Below are 15,674 nucleotides of genomic sequence, written 5' to 3' on the forward strand. Positions count from 1 at the left end.
GTATAAGAATATGGTATCCTTAGTAAGGTACCATGTAATATCAATTATTTTTCGTAAATTTATACAAATTACCTATTCCATTTGTATAGAAAAGAAGTGTAATTTCAAGAATATTTTACACTTTCAAATATAATAGTACTATACACCTATAACGAAAGGATTTCCATGAATTTAGATGGTTTAACATTATCTGTATTAATCCGAGAACTAAATGACCAAGTTGGTAATGGTCAAATTCAACGTATTCAGCAGATTGATAAAACAAGTATACTTTTAAAAATCAATACACCTACCACAAGTCCATACTTAGTGATTACTGTAGGCAGTGCTCCATCCATCTATATAACAGACAAGATTGTAGATGCTCCCAAGGAGCCCACATCTCTTATAATGTATTTACGGAAATACATTGAAGGAGCTCGTATCACAAATATTGAGCAACTACACGGAGACCGTATCATCCGCATCACCGCCGACAAATTAGGCTTAGATGGTTCCATCCTTGTAAATGAAATCTATGTAGAACTAATGGGCAAATATTCCAACTGTATATTTGTGCAAGATGGCACCATTTTAGAATCCCTTGTTCATGTCACACCACTTATGAATCGTGTTCGGTCAGTAGCTCCTAAATTACCTTACGAGCTACCTCCTAATACATCTCGTGTGGATCTTATGCAGTTCTCCGGTCCGGAGATAACACAATTACTCCAATCTTTTTCACAAGACACAGTGGGCAATACCATTCGTCATATCTTCAATGGCTTTGGTCCTGTCCTATTAGATGATCTATGTTATCGTATGGGGCTAACTCCTACGACACCGATGACAGCGGAGCTCATCAATAGCATCACCGAAGGACTTACTAATTTGCAATCCCAACTTCTTAGGGCACAAGGATTATTGCAATACACCACGGCTACTGGTAGACGTTTGTTAACGCCTATTCCACTCTGTGAAAGTTCTCCCCACACCATTGTTGATACTACCCAGTATCCAACAATTTCTGAGGCCCTTTCACAGGATGTGGCAAAGCTAGGAGCTATTCATACAGCAGGAAAAGAGTTAGAAAAAATTATCTCCGCCGCTATCAAAAAAGAGGAAGGTCGTCACGAAAAAATAAAAGCTGAACTAGACGACACATCCAAAGCGGATATGTATAAATCCTATGGGGATTTGCTCATGATTTATAGCTACTTGCCCCACCACTATGAATCGGAAGTGACAGTACAAAATGTATTATCTGACTCGGCTGAAGATATTACAATCCCATTGGATCCCCCATTATCCATTACAGAAAATGCGCAGGCCTATTATAAACTATATCGTAAGATGAAAAATCGTACAAAAAATGGTCAATACCAACTAGAGCAAAGCACCATGCGCCTTTCTTATTTGGAATCCATTCAATACAGTTTATCTTTGGCCACGACCAAACAGTCTGTTCAAGAAATTCGCAGTGAATGTGAAAGTGCAGGCATCTTGCGTCAATCTAAAAAGCCGATTCCTTTCAAGATTAAAAAAGACAATTTCTTGCATTTTACCATTCTTAATGGTGACGTATATGTAGGGCAAAACAACCAGCAAAATGAGTACCTTACCAACCGTTGGGCTAAACCTAATGACCTATGGTTACATACACAGCATATTCAAGGATCTCATGTTATCTTACGTTCAGATATAGAACCAGATATTAAAATGATTGAAGCCGCTGCGCAAATCGCTGCGTACTTTAGCAAAGGAAAAGATACATCTAAAGTAACCGTGGACTACACCTTAGTGAAGCACATTAAAAAGCCACCTGGATCTCCTTTGGGATATGTCATATTTAATACCCACAACGACATTGTGGTAGAACCGAAAGCACCTGAGGGGTATACAGAAAATCACTAGTTTATCTTAAGTACAAGTTAGAATATTCCTTTGTAATCTAATGGTAACCAATGATTTTAACAACATAATCAAAATATAGCAAAGGCTGTAAGCATTCATATCGTTTGCTTACAGCCTTTTTATTATTGTAATTCATATCGTATGAACTTCACTATCACTCTCGTACATCAAACTATATTCAGGTTCTTTTCCATCTATATAATCTAAAAAATATTTTAGGGGGTTAGATATTACCCAAATTGTAGCACAAAGATGATAGTTTAACGAGTTATATTTAATGATTTACACTTATCCCAATACATCTGCCATAGCTTGTACTGTTCGTTCGATAGCAATATCGATGGTCTCTTTATCTATGGTTAAAGGGGGATTAAAGTAAATGACATTCCCCAATGGTCTAAGTAGTAATCCTCTATCTAATGCTTTTTTGTAGATTTGATAGCCCATGCGCAAGGAGCCATCAAATCCTTCTTTTGCTTCTTTATTGGTAACAAGTTCGATGGCATTTATTAATCCCATACGACGGATTTCTCCTACATTGGGGTGATTACCTAAGGCTTTCAGTAAGGCATCATGTAAATAGTTACCCATTTCCTCAGCTTGTTCTAAAATATGTTCATCTCGCAATGTATCTAGTACTGCCAATGCTGCGGCACAGCCCAATGGGTTACCACTATAGGTATGACTATGCATGAATGCTTTCATCGTATGGTAATCATCGTAGAAGGCCTGATAAATTTTTTCAGCTACTACTGTAATTGACATCGGCATATAGCCACCAGTCAATGCTTTGGAGACAGTCATAATATCTGGAGAAACTCCTGCATGGTCAAAGGCAAATAACTTGCCTGTACGACCAAATCCTGTGGCAATTTCATCAGCAATCAGTAACACTCCATAACGGTCGCACAGCTCACGTAGTTTACGTAGGTATTCTGGCGGATACATTTTCATACCTGCACACCCTTGAATCAATGGTTCGACGATTACTGCTGCCAAGGTAGATCCATGTTCTGCAAAGTCTTTTTCCATATGCTCAAAACATTCACAGGAACAAGTTTCACGAGTTTTATCATAAGCACAACGATAACAGTCTGGTCCTTGTGTGTGAACAGTTTGATCCATCAACATTGGCTTATAAATTTCAGCAAACAAATCCATACTACCTACCGATAAAGCACCAATGGTTTCACCATGGTAGCTCTCACTGAGGCATAAAAATTTTTGACGCTCTGGGTGACCTGTTTGATAGTGGTATTGGAACGCCATTTTCAAGGCACATTCTACAGCACCAGACCCATTATCACTAAAGTGAAACCTTGTTAACCCTTCTGGCACTACTTCTTTCAATCGTTCAGCCAAAGTGATAGCCGAACGATGACTAAAGTTAGCAAAGATAACATGTTCCAATGTATCTAATTGATTTTTAACCGCCTCATTGATCTTTGGATGGCAATGGCCCAATAAATTACACCACCAAGAACTAATGATATCTATGTATTCTTTTCCATCTACATCATATAAATAGCAACCTTTTGCATGGTCAATTACAATGGGTGGCAATGTTTCATAATCTTTCATTTGAGAACATGGATGCCAAATTAACTCTAAATCCTTTTTTGCCCAATCTTTCATGTGTATACCTATACCTCTCTTATAATTATCTAATTATGCATGGGGATTCACAACATCCTCGTAACAATTTAACATAGTGTCCACATCCATATGCAAGGATGTTTCACCTGGTCTTATTCGATCTAAGACAGGAATTCCCATCAATCGTTCCATCATCACACAATTATCTTCTTCCATTGGGTTTCCTGTGTATTGATTCACAATGATACCTTTTACAGTAATACCTTTGGATTGCAAATAATGGATTGTCAATACAGTACTATTAATTGTTCCTAATGCTGCTGTAGCAACCACAATGGTTGGCAAGCCTAAATCTTTTACTACATCTTCTAGCATATATAGCTCTGTATCTGTCACATATAGAGGACAAATAATTCCACCACTACCTTCTACGGTTGTATAGGTATGTGATCTAGCGACGTTACAGAAATTTTGGTTCACTATGGTTCTATCGATAACTTTTCCTTCATGACGAGCCGCTAAATGGGGAGATACGGCCTCATCAAATACATAAGATAGTAAACTTTCATCCTCCTGTGAAAGTCCTGCCACTTGTTTTACATAGCCTGCATCGCTTTCAGAAATGCTAGGAGCACCGCTGACAGCTGCTTTGTAATAGGCTACATCATGGCCTGCTTCACGAAGTTTTTTGAGCCATAAAGCAGTGATATATGTTTTACCTACATCTGTTCCTGTACCTAATATATAAAGGCCTTTTGGGCTTTGATTTGTTGTCATGATTTTATCCTTTCCTACATTATTCATCATCTATGTGACTTTTACAAATATCAACATAAGGTGCATACCAACGTGTATATGCACCTTATGTCACATCTGTTATGTATACTATCGTTTTAAAATCGGAAGTAATCGTTTTGCAATCACTGCTGCCAAGATACAAAGGAAAATATCTGGAATCACTGGCAATGCAAAACAGTAGATAAATAATACATCTAGTCCAATTGGTTTTGCTAAGTATAGATCCATGATTTCATATAAGTAGACCATGCCTAAGGCATATACTATAGCTAAATTCACAAATGAAGCGGTTAGCAATGTTTTGAAAGTCACAACTGTTGCTTTTTCTATCATACGACCCGCCATAAAAGCACCAATAGCAAAGCCTAATAGATAGCCAAAGGTAGGTTTGAAGATGTACATAAATCCACCACCTTCAGTAAATATCGGCACCCCTACAAGACCAAGAATGATGTACATCGCCACACTCATACCGCCTAATCGACTTCCCAAGATTAAACCAGCTAATGTGGTAAAGAGCAATTGCAAGGTAAATGGTAAATTAGGAATAGGAATCTTAATAAATGCCCCTACTGCTACCAAAGCCACAAATAATGCGGTCATCGTAATTTGTCTTGCACTCATCGCTCCTGTTACATTTGTTTCTTCTTTCATGATAGGACCCTCCCTTGAGCCACAACATAAGATGATAAAAAATGTCTTTCAAGTAGTATTAAAACACTATTGCTTTTTATTGTCAACTCCAATATAATTACTAGGAGTTTACAATAAAAAGAAACGACCTATCCTATCATATATCATGATAGATAGATCGTTTGTATATTATTAGATACATCAAAGATTTATAACTATACTATAATAAATATATCCAAAAGTTAATACTCCCTCCACGGGGTGTAAAGCTTTAATGACTGCACGCTATTTATTTGCAATTAACTGTTCCACCACAGGAATTTGAACCGTATCTTCTTGTTTCCACGTCAAAGGCACCACAGATATGTATCCTTCTTTGATATGTCCCACATCGGTTGGTTTATCTTCCTTATGAAATCCTTGGTCGCCTACAATCCAATAGTACTCTCTACCCTTAGCATCTTGGCGCACATCAATGACATTCGTATACTCTTGAAAGCCTTGATGGAATACTTTCACTTGCTCCCAGCCAACAGGGCCTTCTTTTAGGAAATTGACATTTAACAACCCTTCATATTTTCCTTTTTCGTATATAACTCTGATAAAGTCAGTAATAAAAGGCAATATTTCCTCCATACGTTTGACGGTATATTTCTCAAGGGATAAAGCCAAGGATGGAATGCCGTACATCAATCCCTCTAATGCGGCACCTACAGTACCTGAATACACTGCATCAGACCCCAGATTAAATCCATGGTTGATACCAGATACAACTAAATCAGGACGATCATTTTTTAATAAATAAGATAAAGAAAACTTCACGCAGTCTACTGGCGTGCCCTCCACAAAGAGCATTCTTGGGTTGTCACCCTCTTCACTCATCTCTTTTGCTCGAATCGGTACCTGCACCGTTAACGCACTAGATTTAGCACTTTGCTCCACCTTAGGTGCTACCATTGTTACCCGATGGTGCTTTGCTAACTCCTGTGCTAAACCTTGTATACCTGGGGCCCATAAGCCGTCGTCATTTGTTAATAAAATATGCATAGTTTCTCCTATCTAATAGTAATAGTACATATACTATTGTATAGTAAATTGACTAATATTTCTATATTTGTAAGATTCCGAATATATTTATTTTAAAATTATATCGAACATAAAAACGGCTAGCCCATTTTTAGGACCAGCCGTTACTTTGTTCGATATTATACTATTCTATTATTCTTCAATAGCGGAGATTTTATCCACACGTTTTGCATGCCGACCGCCTTCAAACTCAGTATGCAACCAAATGTCCACGATTTCTAATGCCAAACCTTGACCGATAACACGTTCACCCATAGTTAGTACATTAGCATTGTTATGTTCGCGACTAGCGTGAGCAGAGAATGTATCATGACATAACGCCGCACGAACCCCTTTTACTTTATTCGCTGCAATACCGATACCGATACCTGTACCACATGTCAAAATACCACGATCAAATTCACCAGCTGCTACTGCTTCTGCCAATGGTTTTGCCACATCTGGATAATCCATGGAATCTGTGGAGTACGTACCAAAATCTTTGTACTCAATGCCTTGTTTCTCTAGTAAGCCTTTAATAGCCTCTTTTAAATGAAATCCACCATGATCACAACCAACTGCTACTTTCATTTTGTCCTCCTTTATTTAAAACGTCGTTCACCTTTTAATTACTTATGTAATTCAATCCCTTTTCGTATATGACGTACAATCTGTTCCGCTGTTTTAGTATATATTTCTTGAGATTGTCCAAATGGGTCTTCTACGTCCCCAACTTCGCCACCAAATTCAGCAAGGGTCATAATTTTTTTACTATCGAAAGGAAATTGGCGAAGTAATATTTTTTTATGATCTTCTGTCATTGCCAATACATAATCTGCGGCTTTCACAAAATCTACTTTTAATGGGCGAGAGCTGTGTTCGCTAATATCTTCGCCTACTAAATCACGAACTGCCTCCACAGCTTCGTCGCTCACCTTAGCTCCAGGAACACAAAATAATCCTGTGGACAAAGTCACTACCTCTATACCAAGCTCACGCCCTACAGCACGGGCAATTCCTTCTCCCATAGGACTACGACAGGTATTTCCTGTACAAACAAATAATAAATTCATAATTACCTCTACTATCATTTACACAAATTGTACATGACCACCACTAGCCTTCTCTAAGCGATTCATAACGGCCACACCAAGTCCTACCGGAGCACAGCCTTCCACAAGTAATGTATCCACACCCATGTCGTTGAACTGTAATAAACTATCATATAAACGGTTGGCCAATGCCATAGGCTCTGCTTGTTCACCATATACAATGATATCTACTGAAAGTGTAAAATTGGGAAGTACTGTATTTAAATTTTCCAAAGTTTCCTCTGAAAGTAATAACCCAATTCTCAGCGTTTCCTTGCAATCTTCTTGTAGAACAGCTTCTTGCTGAACCATCTTATCTATGATGTCTTTCATATGTTCCGCTACTGTTAATGACTGTCCCACTAGTACTTGTACCGGCATGTCTGGTGCATAATGGCGATATTTCATACCTGGCGCTTTGGGCGCCTCTGTAGGATCATGCAATGCCGTATCATATACCACATGGTCAGTTACCATTTCTAGCATCTCTTTTGTGACACCACCGGGACGCAAGATAATGACAGTATTATCTTCTACTTGTACTACTGTAGATTCCACTCCAATTTCACAGGGACCTGCATCCACTATCGCATGAATACGACCTTTCATATCATGTAGAACTGCCTCCGCAGTTGTCGGACTTGGTCGACCTGAGAGATTGGCACTAGGTGCTGCAATAGGCACACCCGCAATACGTATCATCTCACGACACACCTCATGGTCTGGGCATCGTAATGCCACCCGTGAAAGTCCACCGGTCGCACGCTCTGGCACTAGCGCAGACTTTTCAAAGGTAATCGTCAAAGGACCTGGCCAAAAGGTATCCATTAATCTTTGTTCTAAAGGAGAGATATGTTTAACTAAACGGTGTACCATAGACTGATCACATACATGTAAAATTAAAGGATTATCAGAAGGTCGCCCCTTTGCAGCATAAATGCGATCCATCGCATCTGCTGCCAGTCCATTAGCTCCTAAGCCGTAAACCGTCTCCGTAGGTATAGCTACTAAATCGCCTACACGAAGCAAAGTGCCCGCTAACTCCATATCATTTGCAGTTAATAACTGTGTCTCAATATGATCTAATGTTTCCATATCGTACCTCCTTTCCTATGCACTATTATATCACTATTTACGTTGTATCTTCCAACGCACTTCACGAATAATACCAGCTATATCATGTTGATACACTGGTTCTCCATAGCATCCTGTTTCTACGGCTAGCTTTGATACAGCGTCTTCTTGACCTTGTCCAATTTCGATGACAAGGTATCCACCGTCTTTCACAAAACGCCAACCTTCACGAATGATAGGAATATAAAACTCTAATCCTGTAGTTCCTCCATGAAGGGCAATATGAGGTTCATGTAATACTTCTTGAGATAATGTGTTCATCTCTGCGGTAGTAATATATGGTGGGTTTGATACAAGCACATCAAATATACCTTCTAAGAATGTTTGTTGCTCATCAAATAGAGACTTACAAGCATCCAATACCGCACTATATTCAGTACCTTTGCCTACTTTCACCTGTTCTAATAGTTGCTTTATATCACTTTCACAGAACCTTGAAACATCGGCTAATTCTAAGGATACGCGATTCTCCTCAGCTACTGCTAATGCTTTGTTGGAAATATCTACACCTACACCAGTGGCATTGGGCAAATAATGCAATAGACTTAATAAAATGGTACCGGGACCTGTACATAAGTCTAAAACGCGTGGCGATGCATCCACATCATAAAGAGCTAGTATATCCTCAATTAATGTTTCCGTATCAGGACGGGGAATCAATACATGCTCGTTCACATGAAAGTCTAACCCCATAAATTCTTTATGCCCTGTAATGGCTGCTACGCTATACCCCTTCGCACGCTGTACCACTAGAGGTCGATAGGCATCTAATTCAGCCTTGTCCAACGGACGGTCAAAATTGACATATAAATACATGCGGTCACATCCCAAACTATGAGAAAGCAGTACTTCCCCATCCAAGCGGCTTGATTCTATGCCTTTGGAGCGAAAATACTGCTCTGTCCATTGGAGCATGCGACTAATTGTCCATAACTCATTATCCATGTTGATTTGCCTCTTGCATTTTAGCGGCTTGTTCTGCTGTGATTAAAGCTTGGATTAATTCATCCATATCCCCATTTAATACAGCATTTAATTTGTATAAAGTTAAGTTAATACGATGGTCTGTCACACGACCTTGTGGATAGTTGTACGTACGAATACGCTCGGAGCGATCCCCTGTACCCACTTGGCTTTTACGGTCTGCTGCCATAGCGGACGTCGCTTCTTGCTCTGCTTTATCTTGTAATTTAGCACGCAATACGCGCATTGCTTTTTCACGGTTTTTGAGCTGAGAACGCTCATCCTGACAAGCTACCACAATACCAGATGGTTTGTGTGTAATACGGACAGCTGACTCCGTTTTATTAATGTGCTGTCCACCTGCACCAGATGCACGGTATGTATCGATTTCCAAATCTTTTTCATTGATTTCGATGTCGATATCTTCTGCTTCTGGTAATACCGCTACCGTTACAGTAGACGTATGGATACGTCCAGAAGATTCTGTATCTGGAACACGTTGCACACGGTGTACGCCACTTTCAAATTTTAACTTAGAATATACACTGTCGCCTTCGATGGAGAATACGACCTCTTTGAAGCCCCCTAATTCAGGCTCGTTCGCATCGATGATGGTACATCTCCAGCCTTGTGTTTCTGCGTACTTTGTAAACATGCGGAATAAATCTCCTGCGAACAAAGCTGCTTCATCACCACCGGCACCACCACGAATTTCAACGATAATATTTTTATCATCGTTCGGATCTTTTGGTAATAGCAAAATATGTAATTCTGCCTCTAATTCATCTCGACGAATTTTTAATTCATTCAATTCTTCTTGTGCCATAGCACGGAAGTCTTCATCTAGGCTTTTATCACCTAATACTTCTAACGCTTCTTCAATGCCGGCTAAGACTTGTTTATATTGACGGAATGTGTTCACTGTATCCGTCAATGACGCATGTTGGCGAGTCAGTTTACGCCATTCTTCTTGGCGAGCAATCACATCTGGGTCAGAAATGCGCTGTTCCAAGTCTAAAAATTTATCTTCAATCACTTGCAGTTTATCTACTAACACGGTGACTCCTTTCTAATTTTCTTCGTAAGCATCTTCTTCACTAGGTCGCACAGATTGTAAGGCACGAATGGCCACTTCAATTTGGTCATCCTCTGGCTCTCTCGTAGTCATATATTGTAGGGCCAAACCAGGAGCAATGATAGCTTTCATGAGTGGATGCTGTGTCCGTCCAGCTAGGCGAATCAATTCATAGGAAATTCCAGCCACCACTGGCATCAAGGCTAATCTAGATACTATACGTTCCAATAAATTAGGCCAACCTAGAAATGCGAATACAACAATACTCACTACCATGACGAATAATAAGAAATTAGTACCGCACCGTGCATGTAATCTAGAATGATTTCGCACATTTTCCACGGTTAATTCCATATCATTTTCATAGGTGTGTATCGTTTTATGCTCTGCTCCATGATACTGAAAGACACGCTTAATATCTGGAGTGAGTCCAATAGCAAAAATATATAATAAAAAAAGGATTAAACGAATAATTCCTTCATATAAATTCAATATCATATGATCTGTGCCTGCACCTGGCATAAATTTTGCCAACCATGTCGGTAAGGCGATAAATAATGCTGCTGCAATGAGTACAGATACAGCCATAGTGATGGCAATTTCTTTGTTGGATACCTCTTCCTCTTCTTCTCCAGAGGCCTGTGCCGAAAAGGATAAGGCTTTCATACCAATCACTAAGGATTCAAATAAAGCTACTACTCCACGCAGAAATGGCAACTTTAATACGGGATACTTGTCTTGGATAGATTTCGTAGGTTCTTCTTTAACCGTGATGGTTCCATCTGGTTTTCGACAAGCTGTGGCCATAATCTTAGGACCACGCATCATAACCCCTTCAATGACGGCTTGTCCACCTACATATTTTTTTACTCGTTCCTGAGTCATAGGGTCTCCTGTAAAACAAATATAGGCAGAGCCTTAGCTCTGCCAATTAATTTGTATAGGTTATTTACGTAATTATTTTCCGTAACGTTTGTTAAATTGTTCGATACGACCACGAGCTTTAGCCGCACGTTGTTGGCCTGTGAAGAATGGATGGCAGTTGGAGCAAACGTCCACGCGAAGATCACCTTTAACAGAACCAGTTTTGAATGTGTTTCCACAACCGCAAGTTACAGTTGCTTCCGCATAATTAGGATGAATTCCTTCTTTCATGTATATACACCTCTTTTCAACGTCTAAACTTTTCCTATAGATTATATCACGAATGCTATACTCTATGCAATACTAGGGACTATGACTTATTCAGATTTTTCTGCTTCTAATTTTTTAGCCTCTGCTCGTTCTTGTTTTGCTTCTTCTAAAGCTTCTTCTAAATCTACAGAGTTTAAGATTTCTTTTAGTTCTAAAATTTCTTCTAATGTTAAGGTGACACCTTTTGTCATTTGTGAGTAATCTTCATCCCAAGCACGGATATCGAATTTAGGATTGTAACGTCCCCAGCTTGTGCATGTTAATTGCTTTTTCATGCCATCTTTATTTTCTGAAAGTGTACCTAGTACTTTATAAATTGAATAATTCACCACAGCCATGATTAGCCCTCCTCTGCTTCTGTATTCGTTTCTGTTGGCACTGGTACAACCTCACTAGCTAGTGTGGCTAATGCTTTGCCCCAGTTTGTTTCAGCTTGCGCTTTTTCTGTTTCATATTGTTCTAATGAGGTTTTGAAAGATATGGCAAATGTAGCTAACGCCTCTTCTTTCACCACTTGACGACGGCAACTACCCATTAATTGTAATAAGGCTGGTGTGGTAGTTACCATGGACGCTAATGTACGTACTACTCGTTTTCCTTCTTCACTATTGAAATACGTATACCATAAGAATGGTGCACTTGGATGGTTAAAATACCAACGATATTCTACTGTATTATCTTGTAAAACAGATTGTTCCATCGCATACTGTACGGCTTCATTCTCTGGGGATGCCCCTAAAGGAATGCCACTCTTTTGCTCCAATGTAACAGACACATCGATGCCTTTCATAGATACTTGTAAATAATATCCCTCCAAAGCTTCAAACATGCGTTGCATGTATGTTGGAATACGATAGTCTCCATGCATATATCCATCTTCACCCATGGTTGGATGTTTTGGATTCATACTTACTTGTACACCATATAGTGAAAGTCCATAGTGAGCCAAACTAAATGTTTCCATAGATGCCAAAACTTCGTGAGGCAATGGAATGAAGTTGGTTTGCTTATACCCATCTTCAACGATTTCACAAATGGATAAATCTACTTTTTTCACAGGTCCTAAGCCATAGCGGAATTCATAGGTTTGCAATGGGGCCCATTCTCGAACGACTTCTAAATGATTTTGAAGAATCATGAACTGTAAGGCTACTCGATTCATATTCAACTGATCTTGTACGGCAGACACTGGAATGAAGTAACGTACAGTGCCTTTTTCGCTTACATTATTCACACGAGCCGCCATTTCTTCCATCGTCGTTACTGGTGCTGTGAACATGCCAGATGTAGCTGCTACAATGTGGTCAAAGATAACATCTTCTGGCCATTCATTGATCACTGGTGCTAATGGATATAGACTACGGAATAGGTCATAGCAGCTTTCAGAGGCTGTATAAAACAGCAAACGATCTGTGGGAAGGGTTTGCATTATTTCTTCTGCAATGGCTGCATATTCCTCAAAATAGGCAAAAAGAATTATACCTTCTGTATTCTTGTGGAAGTCGATAACTTCTTTGAACGGTACAGTCCATTGACGACCTGCGGACACACCTTCATAATAGCCAGTAGCACTGATGAAATCCATTAATTCTACGCTAAAGGAAATGCCGTAAATGTCCTTAAAGCCTGCTTCATCATATGGCAAGGGTCCAAACATATCTACTGTGGATGTTTGAGCAAGCTCAAACAATTCTTTCGGCGTAATCCCCCACTCACGGACTTCACCGCTTTGGGTGATGATTTGATCTAATACACGGAATCTTGCTATTTCCTGTACGATAGCAGGACCTGTAACACCTACTTTTGTAAAAGTTTCTATGAGATGTCTCATTTGTTCTGTCATACTATACCTTCCCTGCCGATTGGCATACATCATATAAAGGACATTCGTCACATAATGGTTTTCGTGCTTTACAAATTTTTCGACCGTGCCAGATCATCCAATGATGTGCGGCACTCCAGTGTTCCATAGGAATTGCTTTTTTCAGTTTCTTTTCTACTTCGTCTGGTGTTTTACCCTTAGCAATACCTAAGCGATTGGATACACGGAACACATGCGTGTCTACCGCAATGGCTGGTGTATCAAATAGTATGGATACTAATACATTGGCTGTTTTACGACCAACCCCTGGCAATGTGACTAAGGTATCAAAATCTCGGGGCACTTCACTATTGTGTTGTTCCACTAAAATTTTGCATGTTTCATGAATATGTTTAGCTTTAGAACGATATAACCCGCAATCTTTAATGAGCGCCTCTAATCCAGGTATACCTAATTCATACATGTCTTTAGGATCGCTATATTTCGGAAAGAGTCGTTTTGTTACAATGTTGACTCGTTCGTCAGTACATTGTGCAGATAATGCAACTGCTACTAGTAATTCAAAAGGCGTAGTAAATTCTAGTGCCGGTTTTGCATCATGGTAGACTTCTCCCAATATTCGTATTTGCTCTGCCTTGATGGCTTTTGTGATTCGCATCGGAGCCTTCTCCTCTAAGATGAAAAAACTATATAAATTGTGTTATAATATAAATCTACAATGAATATCATCGATTAGATACTTTCATCTAACCAAGTATATAAAGTATCATACCATAAAGAAAGTCTACTAACAAATAAGGAGATTATCTATGACTGAACAAGAAAAAAAAGAAATGACCATGGAAGAAGCATTAACACGCATTAATGCATTGGCAGCGAAAAAAAAATCTGGTCAAACTTTAACAGAAGAAGAATTAGCAGAAAAGAAAGATTTATATGAAGTGTATTTAGGTTTTATCCGTGCCCAAGTGGTACAACATTTGGAATCTATTGAGTTTGTAGATGCTGAACCTGAAGCAGATACTGTGGAAGTGGATGTAGATTTAGACATAAAACACTTACGGAAGAAGTATTAATATGTCTCAATACACAGAAAAGGATTTGCGCATTTTAGAAGAACCCTTTGTGGAAATCAGAAAAAAGGTAAAAATTCTACTTCGTATGGGCTGTTTATTATCTGAAAATGGAGCCAATGCGAACCAAATTGTTCGAGATATGCGTCGCGCAGCCGCATATATGGGAATTCCAGCAGATCATCTTCATATCCATATTGCCTACTCTAATATTTTAATTAATATTCATAGTCCAGAAGATTGCTTTACATCCTTTAGAAATGTCCAATATTTAGGTGCTAATATGGATATTATTTCCGCCATTAGTGTCTTAACTTGGACTGCATTACGTAATGAGTATACTCTTGATGAATTTTCCCAAAAACTCGAAGAGATTGCTAAAAAAGATCCTCCCCATTCGGATGCCACATCTGCCATCTTTGCAGGATTTGCCTGTGGTGCTTTTCCTATCTTATTTGGGGGTACTATTATCTCTGCATGGATTACAACATTCTGCGCTCTCCTTGGATTTATTATACAATTGATATTAAAACGTTTTCAAATTAATGGGTATATCAGTATCGCCTGTGCTGCTGCGGTATCTTCTGGATTAGCCTTTCTATCCGGATGTATTTTTGACTCTGCCGATGTCATCTATGCTATGATTGCTTGCACATTGTTTATGGTTCCTGGCATTCCTCTCATTAATACAGTCGATGATTTGCTAAACAACTACATTTTGGCAGGAATATCTCGATCTGTACATACGTTACTCATTGTGGGCAGTATGACTGTAGGGATTAGCATGGCTCAATACTTCAATCATTCTTATGATTTCACCCATTTAAGTATTGTTCCAGACAGCATTTCCATTGTTTTATTAGGTGCTGCCGTTGTGGGTGCTGCAGGCTATGCTGTCATGTTTTATACTCCAAAGCGTCTACTCCCACTCATAGGTATTGGTGGCCTCATTGCTATTTTAGTAAAAAATACGCTCATATTATACTTAGGATTTTCTGTGTTTGGCGCTACTTTCATCGCTGCTGCTATGGTCAGTTTATTTTCTCTGAAAGCAGCTCGTTATTCCCATACATCCTCTAAAGTATTAGCGATTCCATCAGCGATTCCTCTTGTACCTGGCGTATTTATCTATCGATTTTTATATGCCATGTTACATATTAATTCTCTCACATCTGCAACCTTAGTCGAAGCCATTCAAAGTGGAGTCACTGCCATCCTAATCATCATATCCATCGGTGTGGGCGTTGCTATTCCTTCTATTCTAGCTGGTAAAATATTAGATGCTAGAAAAGAGAAAAAACTAGAAAGTTTATTAGATAAACGGTATACATAAGAAA

The 15,674-nt window shown here is 39.1% G+C and carries 17 protein-coding genes; 3 read left to right on the forward strand and 14 right to left on the reverse strand.

Annotated elements, in window-relative coordinates; translation table 11 throughout:
* Nucleotides 1-165 precede the first annotated feature (165 nt).
* On the forward strand, nucleotides 166-1,893 hold the full coding sequence (locus EO119_RS05860; RefSeq protein ID WP_126941003.1) for an NFACT family protein: 1,728 nt from the start codon (nucleotides 166-168) through the stop codon (nucleotides 1,891-1,893).
* A gap of 288 nt (nucleotides 1,894-2,181) precedes the next feature.
* Here EO119_RS05860 and bioA read toward each other — a convergent pair whose 3' ends face one another.
* From bioA to nth, 14 genes are all read right to left on the reverse strand, one after another.
* The gene (bioA, locus tag EO119_RS05865) at nucleotides 2,182-3,528 is read right to left on the reverse strand and encodes an adenosylmethionine--8-amino-7-oxononanoate transaminase (protein WP_126941004.1); all 1,347 of its coding nucleotides are present in this window, start codon (nucleotides 3,526-3,528) and stop codon (nucleotides 2,182-2,184) included.
* Nucleotides 3,529-3,561: 33 nt separating this feature from the next.
* A complete protein-coding gene (bioD, locus tag EO119_RS05870; protein ID WP_126941005.1) occupies nucleotides 3,562-4,266 on the reverse strand; it encodes a dethiobiotin synthase in 705 nt (234 codons plus the stop codon).
* A 108-nt stretch (nucleotides 4,267-4,374) separates the two neighbouring features.
* Complete coding sequence (locus EO119_RS05875) at nucleotides 4,375-4,941, reverse strand: biotin transporter BioY (RefSeq protein ID WP_126941006.1); 567 nt, start codon at nucleotides 4,939-4,941, stop codon at nucleotides 4,375-4,377.
* A 264-nt stretch (nucleotides 4,942-5,205) separates the two neighbouring features.
* Nucleotides 5,206-5,967 carry a 5'/3'-nucleotidase SurE gene (gene surE / locus EO119_RS05880; RefSeq protein ID WP_126941007.1) on the reverse strand — a complete coding sequence of 254 codons (762 nt, stop codon included), beginning with the start codon at nucleotides 5,965-5,967 and terminating at the stop codon, nucleotides 5,206-5,208.
* Nucleotides 5,968-6,138: 171 nt separating this feature from the next.
* Nucleotides 6,139-6,576, reverse strand: a complete 438-nt coding sequence (gene rpiB / locus EO119_RS05885) for a ribose 5-phosphate isomerase B (protein ID WP_009354095.1) — start codon at nucleotides 6,574-6,576, stop codon at nucleotides 6,139-6,141.
* Nucleotides 6,577-6,614: 38 nt separating this feature from the next.
* Nucleotides 6,615-7,058, reverse strand: a complete 444-nt coding sequence (locus tag EO119_RS05890) for a low molecular weight protein arginine phosphatase (protein WP_126941008.1) — start codon at nucleotides 7,056-7,058, stop codon at nucleotides 6,615-6,617.
* Nucleotides 7,059-7,076: 18 nt separating this feature from the next.
* Nucleotides 7,077-8,171, reverse strand: coding sequence for an L-threonylcarbamoyladenylate synthase (locus tag EO119_RS05895; protein WP_126941009.1), 1,095 nt, complete (start codon nucleotides 8,169-8,171; stop codon nucleotides 7,077-7,079).
* A gap of 33 nt (nucleotides 8,172-8,204) precedes the next feature.
* On the reverse strand, nucleotides 8,205-9,155 hold the full coding sequence (gene prmC / locus EO119_RS05900) for a peptide chain release factor N(5)-glutamine methyltransferase (protein ID WP_126941010.1): 951 nt from the start codon (nucleotides 9,153-9,155) through the stop codon (nucleotides 8,205-8,207).
* Entirely contained in the window at nucleotides 9,148-10,230 is a 1,083-nt protein-coding gene (gene prfA, locus EO119_RS05905) for a peptide chain release factor 1 (RefSeq protein WP_126941011.1), read from the reverse strand. The genes prmC and prfA overlap by 8 nt, the downstream gene beginning before the upstream one ends.
* Nucleotides 10,231-10,242: 12 nt before the next feature.
* Entirely contained in the window at nucleotides 10,243-11,133 is an 891-nt protein-coding gene (locus tag EO119_RS05910; RefSeq protein ID WP_126941012.1) for a DUF1385 domain-containing protein, read from the reverse strand.
* Between the two features lie 72 nt (nucleotides 11,134-11,205).
* On the reverse strand, nucleotides 11,206-11,403 hold the full coding sequence (gene rpmE / locus EO119_RS05915) for a 50S ribosomal protein L31 (protein ID WP_009354094.1): 198 nt from the start codon (nucleotides 11,401-11,403) through the stop codon (nucleotides 11,206-11,208).
* An 86-nt stretch (nucleotides 11,404-11,489) separates the two neighbouring features.
* The gene (locus EO119_RS05920; RefSeq protein WP_009354108.1) at nucleotides 11,490-11,780 is read right to left on the reverse strand and encodes a YdbC family protein; all 291 of its coding nucleotides are present in this window, start codon (nucleotides 11,778-11,780) and stop codon (nucleotides 11,490-11,492) included.
* 2 nt (nucleotides 11,781-11,782) lie between these two features.
* Nucleotides 11,783-13,285 (reverse strand): hypothetical protein, encoded by a 1,503-nt coding sequence (locus tag EO119_RS05925; RefSeq protein WP_126941013.1) that lies wholly within the window; start codon nucleotides 13,283-13,285, stop codon nucleotides 11,783-11,785.
* A gap of 1 nt (nucleotide 13,286) precedes the next feature.
* Entirely contained in the window at nucleotides 13,287-13,922 is a 636-nt protein-coding gene (nth, locus tag EO119_RS05930; RefSeq protein WP_009354082.1) for an endonuclease III, read from the reverse strand.
* A 151-nt stretch (nucleotides 13,923-14,073) separates the two neighbouring features.
* On the opposite strand from nth, the gene EO119_RS05935 reads away from it, so the two are divergent.
* Together EO119_RS05935 and EO119_RS05940 are read left to right on the forward strand one after the other, a co-directional pair.
* Nucleotides 14,074-14,340, forward strand: coding sequence for a DUF896 domain-containing protein (locus EO119_RS05935; RefSeq protein ID WP_231723410.1), 267 nt, complete (start codon nucleotides 14,074-14,076; stop codon nucleotides 14,338-14,340).
* Between the two features lies 1 nt (nucleotide 14,341).
* Nucleotides 14,342-15,670 (forward strand): threonine/serine exporter ThrE family protein, encoded by a 1,329-nt coding sequence (locus tag EO119_RS05940; RefSeq protein ID WP_062402519.1) that lies wholly within the window; start codon nucleotides 14,342-14,344, stop codon nucleotides 15,668-15,670.
* Nucleotides 15,671-15,674 lie beyond the last annotated feature (4 nt).

This window comes from Veillonella sp. CNR 79/14 (genome assembly GCF_003992185.1).
GTDB lineage: Bacteria > Bacillota > Negativicutes > Veillonellales > Veillonellaceae > F0422.

What these genes read in the sequence shown, in the direction of transcription:
- EO119_RS05910 (WP_126941012.1), bottom strand. Translation starts at nt 11,133, where the DNA reads ATGACTCAGGAACGAGTAAAAAAATATGTAGGTGGACAAGCCGTCATT.
- nth (WP_009354082.1), bottom strand. Translation starts at nt 13,922, where the DNA reads ATGCGAATCACAAAAGCCATCAAGGCAGAGCAAATACGAATATTGGGA.
- EO119_RS05920 (WP_009354108.1), bottom strand. Translation starts at nt 11,780, where the DNA reads ATGGCTGTGGTGAATTATTCAATTTATAAAGTACTAGGTACACTTTCA.
- rpmE (WP_009354094.1), bottom strand. Translation starts at nt 11,403, where the DNA reads ATGAAAGAAGGAATTCATCCTAATTATGCGGAAGCAACTGTAACTTGC.
- EO119_RS05940 (WP_062402519.1), top strand. Translation starts at nt 14,342, where the DNA reads ATGTCTCAATACACAGAAAAGGATTTGCGCATTTTAGAAGAACCCTTT.
- rpiB (WP_009354095.1), bottom strand. Translation starts at nt 6,576, where the DNA reads ATGAAAGTAGCAGTTGGTTGTGATCATGGTGGATTTCATTTAAAAGAG.
- bioD (WP_126941005.1), bottom strand. Translation starts at nt 4,266, where the DNA reads ATGACAACAAATCAAAGCCCAAAAGGCCTTTATATATTAGGTACAGGA.
- EO119_RS05895 (WP_126941009.1), bottom strand. Translation starts at nt 8,171, where the DNA reads ATGGAAACATTAGATCATATTGAGACACAGTTATTAACTGCAAATGAT.
- EO119_RS05875 (WP_126941006.1), bottom strand. Translation starts at nt 4,941, where the DNA reads ATGAAAGAAGAAACAAATGTAACAGGAGCGATGAGTGCAAGACAAATT.
- bioA (WP_126941004.1), bottom strand. Translation starts at nt 3,528, where the DNA reads ATGAAAGATTGGGCAAAAAAGGATTTAGAGTTAATTTGGCATCCATGT.
- surE (WP_126941007.1), bottom strand. Translation starts at nt 5,967, where the DNA reads ATGCATATTTTATTAACAAATGACGACGGCTTATGGGCCCCAGGTATA.
- EO119_RS05935 (WP_231723410.1), top strand. Translation starts at nt 14,074, where the DNA reads ATGACTGAACAAGAAAAAAAAGAAATGACCATGGAAGAAGCATTAACA.
- EO119_RS05890 (WP_126941008.1), bottom strand. Translation starts at nt 7,058, where the DNA reads ATGAATTTATTATTTGTTTGTACAGGAAATACCTGTCGTAGTCCTATG.
- EO119_RS05860 (WP_126941003.1), top strand. Translation starts at nt 166, where the DNA reads ATGAATTTAGATGGTTTAACATTATCTGTATTAATCCGAGAACTAAAT.
- EO119_RS05925 (WP_126941013.1), bottom strand. Translation starts at nt 13,285, where the DNA reads ATGACAGAACAAATGAGACATCTCATAGAAACTTTTACAAAAGTAGGT.
- prmC (WP_126941010.1), bottom strand. Translation starts at nt 9,155, where the DNA reads ATGGATAATGAGTTATGGACAATTAGTCGCATGCTCCAATGGACAGAG.